The sequence below is a fragment of the Streptomyces sp. NPDC007905 genome (assembly GCF_042959345.1).
Classification (GTDB): domain Bacteria; phylum Actinomycetota; class Actinomycetes; order Streptomycetales; family Streptomycetaceae; genus Streptomyces.
This window is the reverse complement of sequence record NZ_JBIBKS010000001.1, coordinates 448,586-464,995: the sequence shown is the minus strand read 5'-3', so window position 1 is coordinate 464,995 and position 16,410 is coordinate 448,586. Positions and strand designations below refer to the sequence as shown.

The window sequence follows — 16,410 nt, the reverse complement described above, 5'->3', positions numbered from 1 at the left end:
CGTCTTCGCGCACTACTCCGCCATCAACCGGCAGGTCCGGAGGCGGCAGTTGACCAGCGGTGGGACGGGCGCCTCGGGTGATGGGCCGTCCAGTCCTGCTTCACTGGCTCTGGGCGTCGCGCAGCCGCTCGGTTGGCTTGATGACCGGCTCGGCGGGGAGGGTCGGTGTGCGACCGATATCCAGGGAACTATAGGTCGCGATGACGTCGCCGGTCCGCACGACGATGAACAACTCGTCACGCTTGCCCAGCTCAACGTGGCGGTACTCCCTGAATTGGACGGCATCGTCGCCGACCCTGTTCCTCGTCTGCCGCGGGCGTTTCCAGCTTGGGGATGAACCCCGCCTCGGTCCCGGGGCCGAGGTTGGTCACCTGCGCGGAATTCGACGGGTTGGTGACGTGCGTGGGTACGGAGGAGACCTCACCGGGCCCGTGCCCATCGCCATCACCACGCGGTGTCGGTGACTTGCCCATCTCGGTGCCGCCGGAGTCCGACCGCTTGCCCATCTCGGTGTCGCCCTGGCCCCCGGAGGTGACCTCGTCCACAGAAGGGGCGTTGGAGACGTTGCCGTAGCCCGGCCAGGTCATCGGCCGTGCCTGGGAGTGCTGCCCGTCCCCGTCTGCACCCTCGATGACCGGGGCATCGGAGACGTTGCCATAACCCGGCCAGGCCATCGGCCGGGGTGTCGTGTCTCCGGCGCTGTCGCCGCTCGCTGTGACATCCGCGTCGTCTTTCCCGTGAACGGGGGCGGCGGGTTCGTCGGCTTGAGCACCACTGTCCGCTGCCGGACCGCCCTGGGGCTGTTCGGCTCGCGGCTGCTCACCCGCGGACTGCTCAGAGCCGGGAACATCACCGCTGTGGCCCGCGGCGTCCCCGCCGTCCGGGGAGGAAGCACCGCGGTCAGAAGCCGGGTCCGTACTGGGATCATCTGCGGTGGCCCCTGCGGCTTCGGCGGCTTCTCCCGTACCAGTGGCAGAGCCAGCAGCTTCAGCGCTGCCAGCGGCCCCTGCGGCTTCGGCTTCTCCGGCGCCAGCGGCGGCACCAGTGGCCTCGGCCGCACCGGCAGCAGACCCGGCGGCGTCACCGGCGGCTTCTCCGGCGCCAGCAGCAGACCCAGCAGCCCCACCGGAGGCTTCTCCGGTGGGGGTCGTGGCGGCTTCTCCGGTGTTTGCGGCGGTTGCGCCGGCGCCGGTGGCAGCGGCTCCAGCCGTTCCAGCGGCTTTGGCTGCACCAGGGGCGGCAGCCTCACCGGGGACGGTGGCCTCCCCCGCACCGGGGGCGGCAGCCTCACCGGGGACGGTGGTCTCACCTGCGCCAGGAGCGTTTCCTTCCGCGGTGGCTGGCGTGCCCGCGTCTATTTCAGCTTGACTGGGTTCGTACCCGTATTTTTCGCGGTACATGTCGGTGCCGTATTTTGCCTGCCACTCGCCGGCAGCCGCTCTCCCGGCATCCCCCCTTTCCGCGTAATGGGCCGCCATGTTCTGGTAATGCTTGACGTGCTTGAGGAGGGATTCCTGCTCGGCGATTTCCTCTGCGGTGTACGCACGCGGAGGTGCGGCCGGGGGTTCGTGTGTGCCGGTCGTGAGCGGGCCGGGTGTGGCTGCGGATGCCTGCTGGACGCCAGACAGGCTGATCGCGACGAGGGCCAGCAGGGGGATGCCGGCCAGTTTGGCCTTCGGGATCCAGGTAGGGGGGACCTTCTTGGCGTGCTTGCCGCGTGTGCGACGAGGTCGGGAAGCCATGCGTGTCTCCTGAACGAACAGATAGCGAGTCGAGAAAGGCCGGCGTGCGTCCGGGCGTGGCGATGGCCAGGCGGCAGGAGGGTGTCCTGTGTCGGCGGGGTTCACCGCCGACGGGACGCGTCGTAGGCGGCGCCTGGGTATGGCGCGACGGCGTTTTGGTGCGCGCGGTGGGGCCGCCCGGAGGGGATGGGTGCCCGGCGGTGTCTGTTGGACCGGTGTCGTCGGCCGCGAAGTCCATACAACCCAGGCGCCAGCAGGGCCGCATCGGTGTTTCGTGCAGACTTGGAGCGGCGGTGCGCTAGCTGCCTTGCATGTTTGTGCAGTCGGCACGCGAGGGCAGGTGCGGGCTCGGCCGCAGGGTCCGCACAGCGGTGCAGGGACGGCGAGTTGATGGCCTATCGGACCAGGGCCGCCACTTGTGCACGGGAGCGCAGGCTGAGCTTGGTGCGGATGTTGCTCAGATGGGTGGCCACCGTACGGACGCTCAGGTGCAGCTCGCCCGCGATCTCGCGGTTGGTCAGGCCCTGGGCGACCAGGCGGGCGACGGCCCATTCCCGGTCGCTGAGCGCCGGGGTCGCAGTCGGCACCCCGGCCGGGACTGCGGGCCGTTGAGGAGTTCGGCCGTCAGGTAGGCGCCGAGTTCCTCGGCCGGGACGGCGGCCCCCTCGGCCCTGGCCGCCTTGGCGCGCTCCGGTCCCAGAGCGGTCTCCGCCTGCCCCATCGCAGTGTCCAGGTGTGCGCTCCACCAGGGGTCGGCCAGCATCTCGACCCGGTCCTGCGCGTTGCGTCCGGCCGCGGCCAGCGCGAGGGCCCGCTCGGGTCGGTCGCGTCGGTGGGCCAGCAGGGCGAACGTCTCGGCCAGCATGCCGGACTGCTCGATGGGCAGCTCCAGTGCGCACAGCTCGCGCAGCAGTTCCTCCGCGTGGTCCAACCGCCCGGTCAGCAGGGCGGCGACGGCGGCTGTGTGCTGGGCGCCAGCCGCGGAGGAGATCATCGCGGGCCCCGCGGCACGCAGGACCGGCAGCGCGGACTCGATGCGTTCCGCCGCCGTGGTCAGGTCGCCGCGCCTGAGCGCGAACCAGGCCAACTCGGCCTCGAAGCCCGCAGCCTCCCCACGCAGGCCCCGTGCGCGGGCCACCTCGACGCCCTCGACCAGATCCTGGTACGCACCCTCGAGCTCGCCCAGACCCTGCCGGGCCTGGGAGCGCTGGCGGTATGCCGCCAGCACCTGTCCGGGCGCCTCAGCGCCCAGGGCCGACTCCAGCGCCCGTCCTGCCAGCTCGACCGACAGCCGATAGTCGCCCTGGTCGCCCGCCAGCCAGGCACGGCACGCAACAGGCACGCCCGGTGAACGGGGTCGCTGTCCAACATGTCGGGGTGGGCGGCCAGCAGTTCGATCCGCCGGCCCTGGAAGCCGCGCATGGTCCAGTAGGAGGCCAGGAGTGCGGTCAGCGCGGTCGTACGGGGGTCAAGTCGGGCTCGGGCCCAGTCCAGGGCGGCGGTGACGTTGGCATGGTCGGCGTGCAGGCGCCCGCTCACCAGCGTGACCCAGTTCAGGCGCTGCGCCATGTGCGCGGTCAAGCCGCAGGCCCACTCGGTCAGCCGGTCATACGCCCTCTCCGCCTCGCCTGCCGCCTGCAGCTGCTCAACAGCGTAGGCGCGAATGCTTTCCAGCAGCACCAGCCTCCCGGCCACGCCACCGGCGGCTGCGGGCGCGCCGCAGACGGCCACAGGCTCGCGGCTGAGCAGAGACTTGTCGAAGAGCGCGGAGACCACCTCCAGCACTTCTCCCTCGGGCAGGCCGGGGCCCACGCACACGGCCGCCGCGGTTGCCAGGTCGAAGGCGGCCGGCAGCACCGCCAGTCGGCGCAGTGCCGCCTGCTCCCGGGCCTCCAGCAGGCGGTAACTCCACTCGACCGTGGCCCGCAGGCTGCGCTGCCGGTCCGGGGCGGTGCGCGGGGCGGAGGTCAGCAGGGCGAAGCGGTCGGACAGGCGGTCGTGGATCTCCTCCACCGGCAGCATGCGCACCCGGCGAGCCGCGAGCTCGATGGCCAGCGGCAGCCCGTCCAGCCGGACACAAATCTGCTGCACGGTGGCGTAGTTGGACGCCGTAAGGGCGAAGCCGGGATCGCTCTCAGCGGCGCGCTCGGCGAACAGCCGCACCGCCTCCGACTGCGCGCCCGGTGCCGCTGTTGCCCCGTCGTGGCCACCGGCCACGGGCAGGGACAGGCCCTGCAGCGGGTAGAGCACCTCCCCGGGCACCGCGAGGGCTTCACGGCTGGTCGCCATGATGCGCAGCTGAGGGCAACGGGCCAGCAGGTCCACCGCCAGCCGCGCGCAGGCCGCGGCGAGGTGCTCGCAGTTGTCCAGGAGCAGCAGCACGCTGCGGTCCGCCAGCCGCGCGGGTACCGACTCGGTCAGTGGGCGCCCGTCGTCGTCGGCCAGGTCCAGCGCGGTCGCCACCTGGTCGAGTGGATCAGCCTGCGGCGTGAGCGCGGCGAGCTCGATTAGATGAACCCCGTCCAGAAAGCGGGCGCGTACCTGCTCACACACCTCCAGGACCAGTCGGGTCTTGCCCGCCCCGCCCGGCCCAAGCACGGTCACCAGCCGGTGCGCAGCCACGGCCTTGTCCAGCTCCGCCAGTTCACGTTCCCGCCCCACGAACCGGTCCAGCCCGCCCAGATCCCCCACGCGCAGCCCCCGCCCCGTCGAACCCTCTGTTCCGAGCACCCTAACCGCTGCCGGCCGCCGTCTCTCATCTTCACAGCGGCCGACGACACCCAGCCGGAGCCCGCTGCTTGGGGCCCCTCAGCCCAGCTGGAGCGGCAGCGCGCACACGGCGACGGGTGACGCGAACGGCTCGCCCGCCAGGCGCAGTTCGCCGTTTCCGGTGTCGACGTGGAAGACGCTGACCGTGCTGGAGCGCTGGTTCGCCGTGAACAGCAGCCGGCCGTCCGGCGAGAAGGCGATGTGCCGCGGGAAGTCCCCGGCCACCGGCACCGTGCCAAGCAGCCGCAGCCGGGCCCCGCCACCCTCCACGGCGTACCGCGCGATGCTGTTGTGGCCGCGGTTGGCGAGGAAGGCGTACGAGCCGTTCGCGGTCACCAGGATCTGCGCCGGGTAGTTGGTGCCCGCGTCCGAGCCCGTGGACTGCGGGTCGCCGATCCTCAGGCGCCCGGTGGCCGGGTCGTAGGCGCAGACGGCGACCGTGTCGTCCACCTCGTTGGCCAGGTAGGCGTACCGGCCGCCCGGATGGAAGGTCAGATGGCGCGGGCCCGCGCCCGGCCGGGTGTGCGCCTGGGCCACCTCGGTGAGCGTGCCCTTCGCCTGGTCGAGGCGGTAGGTGTAGACCGTGTCGGTGCCCAGGTCGACAGCGAGGACGTGACCGCCGTCCGGACTGGTGAGGAACTGGTGCGCGTGCGGGCCCTGCTGCCCCGGTCCGGGGGCCGGACTGGTGTGGGTGACCAGGTCGGTGCGCTCACCGAGGGCGCCCGTGGCGTCGATCGGGTGCACGGCGACGCTGCCCGACTGGTAGTTGGCGCTGAGCAGCCAGCGGCCGCCGGGGTGGACCGACAGATGGCAGGGTCCGCCACCGCCCGTGCTCCGGCTGCCGAGGATCCGCCGGTCCGCGAGGCGAACCGCGGTGACCGCGCCGTCCTGGCGTTCGTCGACCGCGTACAGCGTGCGGCCGTCGGGGTGCACCGCGAGGTAGGACGGGTCGGCGACTCCGGTCAGCGTCCCCGCGCCGCTGATCCGGCCCGTCACCGGATCGTACGAGGCCAGGGCGATGCCCTTCCCGCCGCCCTCCACGGAGGTGTACGTCCCGATGTGGAGCGGCCTCGGGCGGCGGTCGCCCCTCCCGGGCGGCCGGGGCGCCGTCCGCTCGTGTGCCGCCGGTGCGCTCTGCGGGGGCGGGGCGGCCGGTGAGGGCATCACCAGGACGGCGGCCGCGCCCGCCGCGGCTCCCACGAACCGCCGCCTGCTCCAGCCACCCCCGAGCTCCCGGCCCCGCCCGAGCAGGGGAGATCCCCGTCGCGCCGCCCGCGCGTCCGTGTCCATGCCGCACCTCAGGTCATCGATGGTCCCGCTCGTGACAGTCACCTTGGCGTGGTCGGGCTGTCAAAGGCAAGACGGGCAATGACTGTTGCACAGGGTGCAACGGACTGGGTGCTACCACTCCCCGTCCTCGACCGGCTTGCCCGGCGCGTCCTCCAGGGGCGTCACCTGGCCCGCGGAGGGCTGCTGCCAGGGGTCCAGGTCGTCCCCGATCCAGTCGCCCACCGGCTTGAGCGCCTCCAGGGTGTCCACGGGGGCGAGGTCCTCGGCATCCTCGTCGTAGTAGTCGTACCAAGGCAGACCCGCGCTCGTGTACGCCGCCCGGTCCACCGGTGACGGCGGAGGCTCCTCGCCCGTGATGCGGCGCCACTCCGGCGGCGTGACGAGGTGGACGAACACCCGCCCGGCGGGCGTCTGGCACCAGTCCGTGAGCGGCCGGTCGTCCCGGTAGACCTCCTGGCGCATCGAGCCGCCGACACCCAGTCCCATGGCCGCCGCGCGCCGCGGGGGTGCCGCGGCCGCCGAGGCCGAGGGAGGCGGCGGGGGCCCGCCGGGGGCGGCCGCCGCCATGGGCACGGGTCCGCCGAAGCCGGCGGGCGGCAGTGGTCCGCCGTAGCCGCCGGCCGACGCCGTGTACCGCGTCTGCTCGCGGAGCTCCCGCTCCCGGCGCCGCCACTCGGCCAGGACCTCCTGCCTCAGCGGGAACGACTGCAGCTGCACGCCGCCCCACACCTCCTCGCCGGTGACCTGTCCCTCCACGGTCGCGCCGAGACCCAGCGGTACGGCGACGAACTGGCGGACCGTCCCCCGGCCCGAATTGATGCCGTCCAGCCAGGGCTGGCGGGGCAGCACCACATAGTTCTGCGGGCCGCGGGCGAGCCGGCCGCGCCACGGCTTGCCGGAGACGGCGCACACCTTGCCCACGCCGACCTGGAGGGCGGCCGGCTCCGTCGTACCGGCGAAACTCAGCCACATCGCCTCCCGCAGGTACACCGGCAGCATCACGCCACCGCGCGCCCGCCACTCCTCGGGGACCCGGTCCGCGTGGTCGGCCACCCGCCGGATCGGGAACTCGCCGAGCCCCGGCGGTAGCGGATGCGTACCCGTCTCGGGCAGCCGCAGCGTGCGGACGAACCGCACCGACACGCCGCCCGGCAGCCGCAGTGTGTTCCCGTCGATCCGTACCCCGGTGTCGGCCATCGGCCTGCCCCCTCGCCTGCGGTGCCGGCCCCGGTCCGGCACTCCCTCACGGAGAACGCTCGCCGACCCCGGTGCGGTTCCGCCACAGCTCCTCCTGGACGCCGAGGCGCTCGCGCAGCCGGGTCATCCGCGGCAGCTTCGCCCGCTGCTCGCGGGACACCCGGTCCAGCTCCTCCAGCAGGCGGCGGGTGCGGTGCTCGGTGTTGAGTTCGTCGAGCATCCGGTTCACCTCGGTCAGCACGGCGCCCAGCAGTTGCCAGTTCGCCCAGTCCTCGCGGACCTCCTCCTGCAGCAGCTCGGCGAGCCGGTCGCGGGTGCCGGCCGCCGTGTGCAGCTCGGCCGTCAGCCGCGCCTCCGCCGACTCGGCGTTCTCGCTCAGTTGGGTGGTCACCAGTACCGCGAAGCTGACCACCGCGTCGGCGATCTCGGAGAGCAGCCGCTCCACCGTGGCCCCGGCCCGGGGCGGCAACAGCTCCTCGGACTTGCGGGCCTTCGCCAGGTCCGTGAAGGAACGGGCCAGCACCCGCAGCACGACCGTGCAGATCTCCAGCGTGTCCAGGCCCGTGCGCATCACCACCCGGTGCAGCAGCCCCTCCCTGACGCGCGGATTGAGCCGCAGGCTGTCCTCGGCCTGCCGCAGGGCCGCGTCCACCTGGGCGATGTCGTGGTCGAGCCGGCGCGCCTCGTGCAGCCGTTCGGCCGCCTGCTCCCAGGGAATGCGGCCCGCGGCCTCCTCACCCATCCGCAGCATCAGCTGCCGCACCCGGCGTGCCAGGTCCTCGATCGACTGCCCGGCCTCGTCCAGCCACACCGGTGGCGGCAGCAGCAGGTTGCAGGCCATGCCGACGACCGCGCCGATCAGCGTCTCCACGATCCGGGCCCAGGCGGTGAACCCGACCGTGGTGACCCCGAGCACCAGCATGGCGCTGATCGCCACCTCGGCCACGTACTCGTCGACCCGCACCAGGTGCCCCACGGCCAGCGAGGCCACGATCAGCAGCGCCAGGCTCCACCAGGTCAGCCCCACCAGGAGGCTGAAGGCGATGGCGACCAGGACCCCGGCCACCACCGAGTTCACCCGCCGGATGCCGTTGGTGAGCGTGGCGTAGAAGGTGACCTGGACGACCAGCAGGGCGGTGAGGGGAGCGGTCAGCGGTGCCGGTTCCGGGCTCAGGCGCAGCGCGATGACGTAGGCGATCGTGGCCGCCGCGGCCGATCGCAGTGTCTGGACGACCACCGGCTCCCGGCGGCGCCCCACCAGGCGCTGCAGTTCCGCGGTCCACTTTCGTGAGTCGAGCATCCCTTGGCCTGTTCCCCTTCATCGGCCGCGTCGAACGTGTGGGATTGAGGACGGAAATTGCCCGCAAGCGCTTCTGGACTGGTCGCATCGGTCAGGACACGACGTGAGGGGAAGAGCATGGGGGCGAAGCAGGTCTTCCAGGTGTCGAGGTACTTACCCGGGCGCACGTCCATCTGCGCGAAGTGGTGGCCGCGGTACCGGAGGAGGCGTGGGGCGCGCCGACGCCGTGCGCCGAGTGGACCGTACGGCAGGTGCTCAATCACGCCCGGGTCGACCAGCAGGTGTACGGCCTCACGATCACCGGCGGCCGTCCCGACGCCGATGCTTTCCAGCCGTCCGGCGCCCTCGACGGCGAGCCGGTGGCCGAGCCGGCGAAGGTCCTGGACTTCGTGGCGGACACCTACACGCGGCTGCCCGCCGACGCCGAGTCGGTGCCGACCCCGCTCGACCCGCTGCCCCTGCCGCTCGCCGCGGCGGCCGGTGCGATGGACGCCGCCGTGCGCGCCTGGGACATCGCCGTGGCCACCGGCCAGGACCGGCCTCTCGCGCCCGAGCCGGCCGCGGCCGTCCGGCCGGTCGCGGACCGGCTGGTGCCGTACCTCCGTGCGACGTACCGGGTCTTCGGCCCCGAGGTCGAACCGGCGGAGGACGGCGACGCCGCCGCGTCGCTCCTGGCCTTCCTCGGCCGCGACCCGCACTGGGCGCGTCCGGCGGCGCTCTGAGCGAGGCCCTGCGGGGCGGCGAGCCGGCTCCGCCCGTGACCGGCGGACGGCCTGTCTCCCCTGGACGGGCTCGAGGCCGAAGGCGGACCGGCTGCGCCACCGGTAGCCGGTCCGCCTTCGCGACCTTCGTGCACTGACCGAGCGGGTAGCCGCGGGCACCCGCCGGGTGTGCCGGGCGAGAGCGTGCTGCCGCTGTCCGACACGCGCGCCACGAACGGGCGGCTGGAGAGCCGGGACGACCGGGGCGCGACCATGCGCGCGGTAGGCGGCTGACCCTCAGACGTACAGCTTGTCGAGGAAGGCGGAGAGGTTGCCGGCCGTCCGCGCGATCTGCTCGTCCAGGGTCAGGCTCTCCTCGAACCGGGCCCCGGACTCCGGCACCTTCTTCCCGCGCACGTACAGCGAACATGCCAGGTCCGTGCACATGTACACCCCGACCGAGTTGGCCTCGCGGCCCGCCGCGCCCGCCTTCCGGGCGGTCATCAGCGACACCCCGCCGCCGGGGTGTGTCGTCAGGCACACCGAACACATGCTGCGGTGCAGGAACCCGCGCTGCGAGGCGGGGAAGCGCAGCGCGACCCCGACGGGCCGGCCGTCCCGCTCGACGACCAGATAGCTGCGGTCGGGCGCCCCGGGATCCCGCCAGCCGAGGAAGTCCAGGTCCTCCCAAGGGCGTTCGCCGAGGTCGCGCGGCACTGCCAGGCGCTTGGCCTCCCCCTTGGAGCAGTTGATAAAGGAGTTGCGGATGTCCTGCTCGGTGAGGGATTTCATTGAGGGGTCCTTCCGGATCCGAGGCCATGAACCTAGGGGGTCTAGGTTCATCGCTAGCCTAGGTAGCCAAGGGGGGAGTGGCGAGTGGATTTCGGGGAGGTGCTGCCGCCGCGCGCCCGGCGGGCGGTCGGTCATGTGGCCACGCGCGCGTCCGGCCCGCCGCTCGACCCCGGCCTGCGCATCACGCTCAACTTCCACCCCGACCGGGTGCCCGGCGGGCTGCCTTCGGCGACCTGGTCACCATGGAGTGGTGGAACGACCTGTGGCTGAACGAGTCGTTCGCCACCTACACCTCCATCGCCTGCCAGGCCTCCGCGCCCGAGGCGCCGGCCCGTCGTCTCTCTCGCCCTGGGCGACATCGAGAAGGACGGGGCCTTCCTCGCGGGCAACCGGCAGGGTGGCGGCCGTGCCGCGTTCGGGCCCGCGGAGCGCCTCCGGCTCGCCCTCTGCCGCGCCTGCCTCGACCTGATCATGCTGGTGGAGACGGTCCCTCGGGGAGCCGGGGAGGGGCACGCCCGCCGGGTCCGGGAGGCGGTCGCCCGGAACCCGTCGCCGCGCTGGACGGGATCAAGGCGGCCCCGCTTAGCTCATTACATGAAATAAGGGTTGTCGTAAAGTCGCGGCCAGCCTGTTCCGGAGGGTATGTTGCAGGTCGGGACAAGGTTCGGAGGGAGCCATATGGCGGGGCGGAACGGGCGCACGGTACGGGACCTCAGACGGGGCAACCGCACGGCCGTGCTGCAGCGGCTTTACTTCGACGGCCCGCTCAGCCGCTTCGAGCTGGGCCCGGCCACCGGACTGAGTTCCGGCTCGGTCAGCAACGTGGTCGCGGACCTCGTCGCCGACGGACTGGTCGAGGAGGCCGGCAGCGTCGACTCCGACGGCGGGCGCCCCCGCACCCTGCTGCGCGTCGCCCCGCACAACGGACAGATGATCGGCGTCGACGTCGGTGAAACCCGCGTCCGCGTCGAACTGTTCGACCTCGCGCTCACCGAACTCGCCCGTACCGAGCGCCCGCTGACCCAGCAGGGCTACGACGTCGACGTCATCGTCGGCCACATCCGCGACGGCATCGCCGAGGTCCTCGCGGCCGAGACGGCCTCGCCCGAGCGGCTGCTCGGCGTCGGGGTCGGCGTCCCCGGCATCGTCGAGTACACGGCGGACCGGGGCGCCGTGGTGCACGGGCAGACCATCGGATGGGACGCGGTCCCGCTCGAGGAGCTGCTCCGCTCCACCTCCCAACTGCCGGAGAGCGTGCGGTACTTCATCGACAACGGCGCCAAGACCCTGGGCCAGGCCGAGATGTGGTTCGGCGCGGGGCGCGGCGCCCGCAACGCGGTGGTCGTGCTCTTCGGCTCCGGCGTCGGCGCCTGCCTGGTCACCCCCGAGGTGGAGCACGGGCGCGCCGTCGAGTGGGGCCATCTGACCGTACGGGTCCGGGGGCGCCGCTGCCGGTGCGGTGCGCCGGGCTGCCTGGAGGCCTACGCCGGTGCCGAGTCGCTGCTTGCCCGCTGGCGCGAGGGGGGCGGGCGGCCGCCCGAGGGCGCCGACGAGGAGACCGCGCTCACCGCGATGCTCGCCGCCGCCTACCCGGCCGAGGGCCGGGACCCCGACCCGGTCGCGCTCGCCGTCCTGGAGGAGACCGCCGAGTATCTCGGCGCAGGCCTGTCCGACCTGATCAACCTCTTCCAGCCCGAGCGGATCCTGATCGGCGGCTGGGCCGGGCTCCAGTTGGGCAACCGGTTCCTGCCCGCCGTACGCCGCCACGCGACGACGTACGCCCTGCGCCACCCGGCGGACAAGGTCACCATAGACCTCGGCCGGCTGGGCCCCGACGCGGTCACCGTCGGCGCGGCGATCCTGCCCCTCGCCGACTTCTTCGCCCGCGGCGGCCGCCGCGCCGAACCGGTCGTCGAGGACCGGCACCCCGCCTGGCGGGCCGCACTGGAGGAACGGGCACCTCGCTGAGGGCCCGCCGCGGGCTCAGCCGGTGGGCTCGTCCGGCGTCGGGTCTCCCGGGTGCACCGTGCCCGAGCGTGGTGCGCCACGGGGCCCGGAACCGGCCTCGTCGGTGTCGGGAACGTCCTCGTCCGTGTCCGGCTCCTCGTCGGACGCACGCCCCGGGGCGGCGTCCCACCGGTCCTCACCGGGACGGGCCTGCTGGTCCGGCAGGTCGCGCGGGACCGGGCGCTCGTGCTGACCGGTCTCGGGGTCGGGCTGTGCGGTCATGTGCTTCCTCCTCGGTTCGCCGGCCCGGCTCAGCCGACTCTCGTGGTTCGGCCGGCCCGGCTCAGCCGACCTTGCGGCCCCGCATCGGCTCGGTCTCCATTCCGCCGCCCCGTTGCAGCCCGTCCAGGAACTCCCGCAGCACCTCGTCCGCCGTGCGCCGCGGGCGCCAGCCGAGCTCGGTGTGCGCCCGGCCGCAGTCCATCAGCGGCAGCCGCAGGACCGCGTCGAACAGGTGCGGGGAGGCGGGGAGCAGATGCAGCCCCCAGGCCGCCGCGATCGCCGACCGGGCCGCCGTACGCGGCAGCCGGACCGGGCGGGTGCCGAGCATCTCGCCCAGGAACGCGGCGTCGACCGGCGGGTCGGCGGCGAGGTTGAAGGCGCCCCGCGCGGTCTCCGAGTGCACCGCGAGCCGGTAGGCCTCGGCGGCGTCGTCGGTGTGCAGCGCCTGCACCCGCAGCCCCGGGATGTCCGGCAGGAACGGCAGCAGCTCGGGCCGGGCCAGCGGGCCCGGCAGGAAACGGCCGCCGAAGATCCGGCGCTGCTCGCTCGCCGACTCCCACTTGAACAGGAAGGCCGGGCGCATCCGGACCACCCGCACCTCCGGATGGTCGCGCTCGAAGGTGTCCAGGGTGCGCTCCAGGTAGGCCTTCTCGCGGCAGTACGCGGCGTCCGGCCAGCCGTGCGTGGGCCACGACTCGTCCACCGCGTGGTCCTTCGGACCGGGGGAGTAGGCGCCCACAGAGGAGGCGTGCACCAGCACCGGCACCCGGGCCGCGGCGACCGCCTCGAACACCCGGATGCCACCGAGCACGTTGGTCCGCCAGGTGACCACCGGATCGTGCGTCGGCTGGAACGCCCAGGCCAGATGGACGACGGCGTCGGCACCCTCGAACCGCTCGGCCAGACTGGCCGTCTCGGACGCCAGATCGACCGAGGACCACTCCACCTTCGGCGGGGACCACTCGGGGGTCCGCCGGGCGAGGCCCCGTACCGACTTCATCCCGGGATCCTCCGAGAGCAGGCGCACCACACTCGTACCGACGTTGCCGGTGGCGCCCGTCACCACGACCCTGCTGCCCGTTGTGCCGCTCACCTTCGGCTCCTCTCGGTGGAGGCTTCGGGGAACTCGCCGGGTACCCGTGCGGGGCGACCGCACACGGTGGCGGCACGGGAAAGCCCCGGCCGTGACGGGGGAATCACGACCGGGGCGGCCATGTGGTGGGCACGGATGGCGGTCGCCTCTCGGCGAAAGGCTCCACAGGGCTTCAGCCGAACGATCGTCCCTGTGGGCAAAAGGTGAGGCCCGGGGACACTGTCCCATCCGCACCCACGGCTTGTTCAACGAGCAACCACCTCGGGGTGTTCCAGCCGCACCCCATGACCTGCGTCACTCCCGGCGAAGCTCAGGCCAGCGGGCTCCCGGCCAACTGTGCCAGCAGGTCCGCGGGATCGTTGTACACCGTCTCGGCCCCGGCCTCCTCCAGGTCGGCCCGCGGAATCCCCCCGGACAGCAGCCCCACACAGCGCACCCCGGCCTGGGTGCCCGCCCGCATGTCCCACACGGTGTCCCCGACGAACACCGACCGGGATGCGGGCGCCCCGGCCAGTTCCAGGGCGTGCTCCACGGGCTCCGGGGCGGGCTTGCCCTCCCGTACGTCCTCGGCGCTCGCGGTGCCGGAGATAACCTCGTCCGCGTCGATCGCGCGGCGCAGCGCGCCGAGCTCGGCGCCGCTCGCGGAGGTGGCGAGTACGACCGTCCAGCCGTCCCGGCGCAGCCGCCGTAGCAGCTCCCCGGCCTTCGGCAGGGCGGGCAGGCGGTCGAAGTACTGGCCGTACAGCGACGTGTGGGCGGCGCTCAGCCCGGCGTCCTGGTCCTTGTCGCGGTCCTCGCCCAGCAGATGGGCGATCAGGTCCGTGGAGCCGAGGCCCACGGCCCGGTGGATGGCGTGCATGGGCACGTGGTGACCCGCCTGCCGGAAGGCCTCCCACCAGGTCACGACGTGCAGGTGATTGGTGTCGACGAGGGTTCCGTCGACGTCGAAGACGGCGGCACGGTCCATCCCGAAGGTCCTTTCTTCCGATCCGGTTCGAGTACCACGTCAGGAACCCGCCACGCGTGCCGGCGTACGGCCCTCACGCGTCCAGGCCAGCAGTTCCTCGGCGGACCAGGCGGTCACCACCCGTTCGGCGGGCACCCCGCACTCCTCGGCGCGGGCACAGCCGAGGATCTGCCAGTCCAGCTGGCCGGGCGCGTGCGCGTCGGTGTCGATGGAGAACAGCACCCCGGCCGCCACGGCCCTGCGCAGCAGCCGCCTCGGCGGGTCCAGCCGCTCGGGACGGCTGTTGATCTCCACCGCCGTACCCGACTCCGCGCAGGCGGCGAACACCTCGTCGGCGTCGAACTCCGACTCCGGCCGTCCGCGGCCCGTGACCAGGCGTCCGGTGCAGTGGCCCAGGACGTCCGTGTGCGGGTTGCGTACGGCGGCCACCATCCGGCGGGTCATCGAGTGGGCGTCCATCCGCAGCTTGGAGTGCACGGACACCACCACGACGTCCAGCTGCTCCAGCAGCTCCGGTTCCTGGTCCAGCGAACCGTCCTCCAGGATGTCGCACTCGATGCCGGTGAGCAGCCGGAACGGCGCCCAGTGCGAGTTCAGCCCCGCCACCACCTCCAGTTGTTCGCGCAGTCGCTCCGGGGACAGGCCCCGGGCCACGGTGAGCCGGGGTGAGTGGTCGGTCAGGGCCGTCCACTCGTGGCCGAGCCCGGCCGCCGCGCGCCCCATCTCCTCGATCGGGCTGCCGCCGTCCGACCAGTCCGAGTGCGTGTGGCAGTCCCCACGCAGCAGCGCCCGCAGGTCCGCGCCGGGGCCCGAGACGACCTGCGCGCCGGCCTCCTCCTCCAGCTTGCGCAGATAGCCGGGCACCTCCCCGGCCAGGGCCTCCCGCACCACCTGAGCGGTCTTCGGGCCGACCCCCTTCAGCGACTCCAGCGTCCCGCCCGACGCCCGCTCGGCGACCTCCTCCTCGGGCAGCCCGGCCAGCACCCGGGCGGCGGCGCGGAAGGCCCTGACCCGGTACGTGGGCGCCAGCGACCGCTCCAGCAGGAAGGCGATCCGGTCCAGGGCGGCGACGGGATCCATGCACAACAGGGTGGCACCAGTGCCCCGAAGGGGCGCGGGGAACACCGCGACCCGCCACGACCCGGCCGCGGCCGGCGACGGCCCCTGACCACCGCGGCCGGTTTGCCGACGGCACCCCCGGGTACTGCGGTGACCCGTCCGAGGGACCGTCCCCCAGGGAGGCTTGCCATGCCCGCACCGGCCACGCAGCGAACCGCCGTGATCACCGGCGCTGACTCCGGCATCGGGCGCGCCACCGCGGTACGCCTGGCCGAGGCGGGACTGGACATCGGCATCACCTGGCACCACGACGAGAAGGGCGCCGAGCAGACGGCGGAGGAAGTCCGCGCACAGGGCCGTCGAGCGGCTGTCGCCCGGTTGGACCTCACCCGGCTGCCCGAGGCCGCGGACACCGTCGACGAGCTGTGCGCCGAGCTGGGCCGCCTGGACGTCCTGGTCAACAACGCCGGTACGGGCACCATGACGCCCTTCCTCGACCTGGGGCTGGAGGACGTGCGGCGGGTGCTCGACGTGGACCTCGTCGGCCCGTTCCTGTGCGGGCAGAGGGCGGCCCGGCACATGATCCGGCAGGGCGACGGCGGCCGGATCGTCAACGTGACCTCCGTGCACGAGCACCAGCCCCGGGTGGGCGCGGCGCCGTACTGCGCGGCCAAGGGCGGACTCGGTCTGCTGACCCAGGTGATGGCCCTGGAACTCGCCGAGCACGGCATCACCGTGAACGCGGTGGCCCCCGGCGAGATCGCCACGCCGATGACCGGCCAGGAGGACATCGACCCGCACACCGAGCGCCGCCCCGGCGTGCCGCTGGGCCGGCCCGGTGACGCCCGCGAGGTCGCCGCCGTGATCGCCTTCCTCGCGAGCCCGGACGCCTCCTACGTCACCGGCGCCTCCTGGAGCGTGGACGGCGGCATGCTCCGCATGGGCCCGCAGGCCGGCTCGCACCTGACCAGCGACGACTGGCGCCGTCCCTGAGCCGGCCCTGTCCTGTCCTGCCCGGTCCGTAACCAGTTCCTCGCCCGCCGTGAGCGCGGTGCCCGGCACGACCCGCACGGCGACGACCTGAACGAGGCGCTGCGCCGGCTGTCCGGCACGGACGTCAGCGCAGGACTTCCGCGCCTGGGCCGACACGGATCCCACCGCCGTGGCGGGCGCCGTCACCGACCGCAGCGCCCGCACCACCGAGGCCACCGTCGTCGGCAGACCGCCCGCGCCGTCCGCGAGGCCGGCCACTACCCGGGCGGCACATCGGC

15 protein-coding genes and 2 pseudogenes are annotated in these 16,410 nt (G+C 73.3%); 4 read left to right on the top strand and 13 right to left on the bottom strand.

Going from position 1 to position 16,410, the window contains the following annotated elements:
* Positions 1-100 precede the first annotated feature (100 nt).
* The 8 genes from ACFZDC_RS02345 to ACFZDC_RS02310 form a co-directional block, all read right to left on the bottom strand.
* Entirely contained in the window at positions 101-232 is a 132-nt protein-coding gene (locus tag ACFZDC_RS02345) for a hypothetical protein (RefSeq protein ID WP_391319472.1), read from the bottom strand.
* Positions 233-251: 19 nt separating this feature from the next.
* The gene (locus ACFZDC_RS02340; RefSeq protein WP_391319471.1) at positions 252-1,742 is read right to left on the bottom strand and encodes a hypothetical protein; all 1,491 of its coding nucleotides are present in this window, start codon (positions 1,740-1,742) and stop codon (positions 252-254) included.
* Between the two features lie 395 nt (positions 1,743-2,137).
* On the bottom strand, positions 2,138-2,329 hold the full coding sequence (locus ACFZDC_RS02335; RefSeq protein WP_391319470.1) for a LuxR C-terminal-related transcriptional regulator: 192 nt from the start codon (positions 2,327-2,329) through the stop codon (positions 2,138-2,140).
* The gene (locus tag ACFZDC_RS02330; protein ID WP_391319469.1) at positions 2,260-2,880 is read right to left on the bottom strand and encodes a hypothetical protein; all 621 of its coding nucleotides are present in this window, start codon (positions 2,878-2,880) and stop codon (positions 2,260-2,262) included. The genes ACFZDC_RS02335 and ACFZDC_RS02330 overlap by 70 nt, the downstream gene beginning before the upstream one ends.
* Entirely contained in the window at positions 2,796-4,433 is a 1,638-nt protein-coding gene (locus ACFZDC_RS02325) for an AAA family ATPase (RefSeq protein ID WP_391319468.1), read from the bottom strand. Before ACFZDC_RS02325 ends, ACFZDC_RS02330 begins: the two co-directional genes overlap by 85 nt.
* 117 nt (positions 4,434-4,550) lie before the next feature.
* The gene (locus ACFZDC_RS02320; RefSeq protein ID WP_391319715.1) at positions 4,551-5,675 is read right to left on the bottom strand and encodes a beta-propeller fold lactonase family protein; all 1,125 of its coding nucleotides are present in this window, start codon (positions 5,673-5,675) and stop codon (positions 4,551-4,553) included.
* A 237-nt stretch (positions 5,676-5,912) separates the two neighbouring features.
* Positions 5,913-6,998, bottom strand: coding sequence for a hypothetical protein (locus tag ACFZDC_RS02315; protein ID WP_391319467.1), 1,086 nt, complete (start codon positions 6,996-6,998; stop codon positions 5,913-5,915).
* 46 nt (positions 6,999-7,044) lie between these two features.
* Positions 7,045-8,298 carry an aromatic acid exporter family protein gene (locus tag ACFZDC_RS02310; RefSeq protein WP_391319466.1) on the bottom strand — a complete coding sequence of 418 codons (1,254 nt, stop codon included), beginning with the start codon at positions 8,296-8,298 and terminating at the stop codon, positions 7,045-7,047.
* A 167-nt stretch (positions 8,299-8,465) separates the two neighbouring features.
* Here ACFZDC_RS02310 and ACFZDC_RS02305 point away from each other — a divergent pair.
* A pseudogene (locus ACFZDC_RS02305) lies at positions 8,466-9,020 on the top strand (TIGR03086 family metal-binding protein); the annotation flags it as partial.
* Between the two features lie 276 nt (positions 9,021-9,296).
* Here ACFZDC_RS02305 and ACFZDC_RS02300 read toward each other — a convergent pair.
* On the bottom strand, positions 9,297-9,791 hold the full coding sequence (locus ACFZDC_RS02300) for an FBP domain-containing protein (RefSeq protein ID WP_391319465.1): 495 nt from the start codon (positions 9,789-9,791) through the stop codon (positions 9,297-9,299).
* Between the two features lie 224 nt (positions 9,792-10,015).
* Here ACFZDC_RS02300 and ACFZDC_RS02295 point away from each other — a divergent pair.
* Positions 10,016-10,087: pseudogene (locus ACFZDC_RS02295) on the top strand (M1 family aminopeptidase); the annotation flags it as partial.
* 382 nt (positions 10,088-10,469) lie between these two features.
* Complete coding sequence (locus tag ACFZDC_RS02290; RefSeq protein ID WP_391319464.1) at positions 10,470-11,759, top strand: ROK family protein; 1,290 nt, start codon at positions 10,470-10,472, stop codon at positions 11,757-11,759.
* A gap of 15 nt (positions 11,760-11,774) precedes the next feature.
* Here ACFZDC_RS02290 and ACFZDC_RS02285 read toward each other — a convergent pair whose 3' ends face one another.
* The 4 genes from ACFZDC_RS02285 to ACFZDC_RS02270 all read right to left on the bottom strand — a co-directional run bounded on the left by ACFZDC_RS02285 (position 11,775) and on the right by ACFZDC_RS02270 (position 15,160).
* Positions 11,775-12,020 (bottom strand): hypothetical protein, encoded by a 246-nt coding sequence (locus ACFZDC_RS02285; RefSeq protein WP_391319463.1) that lies wholly within the window; start codon positions 12,018-12,020, stop codon positions 11,775-11,777.
* 61 nt (positions 12,021-12,081) lie between these two features.
* Positions 12,082-13,113, bottom strand: a complete 1,032-nt coding sequence (locus ACFZDC_RS02280) for an NAD-dependent epimerase/dehydratase family protein (protein WP_391319462.1) — start codon at positions 13,111-13,113, stop codon at positions 12,082-12,084.
* A 310-nt stretch (positions 13,114-13,423) separates the two neighbouring features.
* Positions 13,424-14,080: an HAD-IA family hydrolase gene (locus tag ACFZDC_RS02275; protein WP_391319461.1), complete on the bottom strand. Its 657-nt coding sequence runs from the start codon at positions 14,078-14,080 to the stop codon at positions 13,424-13,426.
* 39 nt (positions 14,081-14,119) lie between these two features.
* A complete protein-coding gene (locus tag ACFZDC_RS02270) occupies positions 14,120-15,160 on the bottom strand; it encodes a PHP domain-containing protein (RefSeq protein WP_391319460.1) in 1,041 nt (346 codons plus the stop codon).
* 168 nt (positions 15,161-15,328) lie between these two features.
* Between ACFZDC_RS02270 and ACFZDC_RS02265 the strand changes: the two genes are divergently transcribed.
* On the top strand, positions 15,329-16,132 hold the full coding sequence (locus ACFZDC_RS02265) for an SDR family oxidoreductase (protein WP_391319459.1): 804 nt from the start codon (positions 15,329-15,331) through the stop codon (positions 16,130-16,132).
* Positions 16,133-16,410 lie beyond the last annotated feature (278 nt).

Bases quoted from the DNA above. Each gene is read 5' to 3' on its own strand.
- ACFZDC_RS02340 (WP_391319471.1), bottom strand. From the start codon at position 1,742: ATGGCTTCCCGACCTCGTCGCACACGCGGCAAGCACGCCAAGAAGGTC.
- ACFZDC_RS02320 (WP_391319715.1), bottom strand. From the start codon at position 5,675: ATGCCCTCACCGGCCGCCCCGCCCCCGCAGAGCGCACCGGCGGCACAC.
- ACFZDC_RS02315 (WP_391319467.1), bottom strand. From the start codon at position 6,998: ATGGCCGACACCGGGGTACGGATCGACGGGAACACACTGCGGCTGCCG.
- ACFZDC_RS02310 (WP_391319466.1), bottom strand. From the start codon at position 8,298: ATGCTCGACTCACGAAAGTGGACCGCGGAACTGCAGCGCCTGGTGGGG.
- ACFZDC_RS02300 (WP_391319465.1), bottom strand. From the start codon at position 9,791: ATGAAATCCCTCACCGAGCAGGACATCCGCAACTCCTTTATCAACTGC.
- ACFZDC_RS02290 (WP_391319464.1), top strand. From the start codon at position 10,470: ATGGCGGGGCGGAACGGGCGCACGGTACGGGACCTCAGACGGGGCAAC.
- ACFZDC_RS02285 (WP_391319463.1), bottom strand. From the start codon at position 12,020: ATGACCGCACAGCCCGACCCCGAGACCGGTCAGCACGAGCGCCCGGTC.
- ACFZDC_RS02275 (WP_391319461.1), bottom strand. From the start codon at position 14,080: ATGGACCGTGCCGCCGTCTTCGACGTCGACGGAACCCTCGTCGACACC.
- ACFZDC_RS02270 (WP_391319460.1), bottom strand. From the start codon at position 15,160: ATGGATCCCGTCGCCGCCCTGGACCGGATCGCCTTCCTGCTGGAGCGG.
- ACFZDC_RS02265 (WP_391319459.1), top strand. From the start codon at position 15,329: ATGCCCGCACCGGCCACGCAGCGAACCGCCGTGATCACCGGCGCTGAC.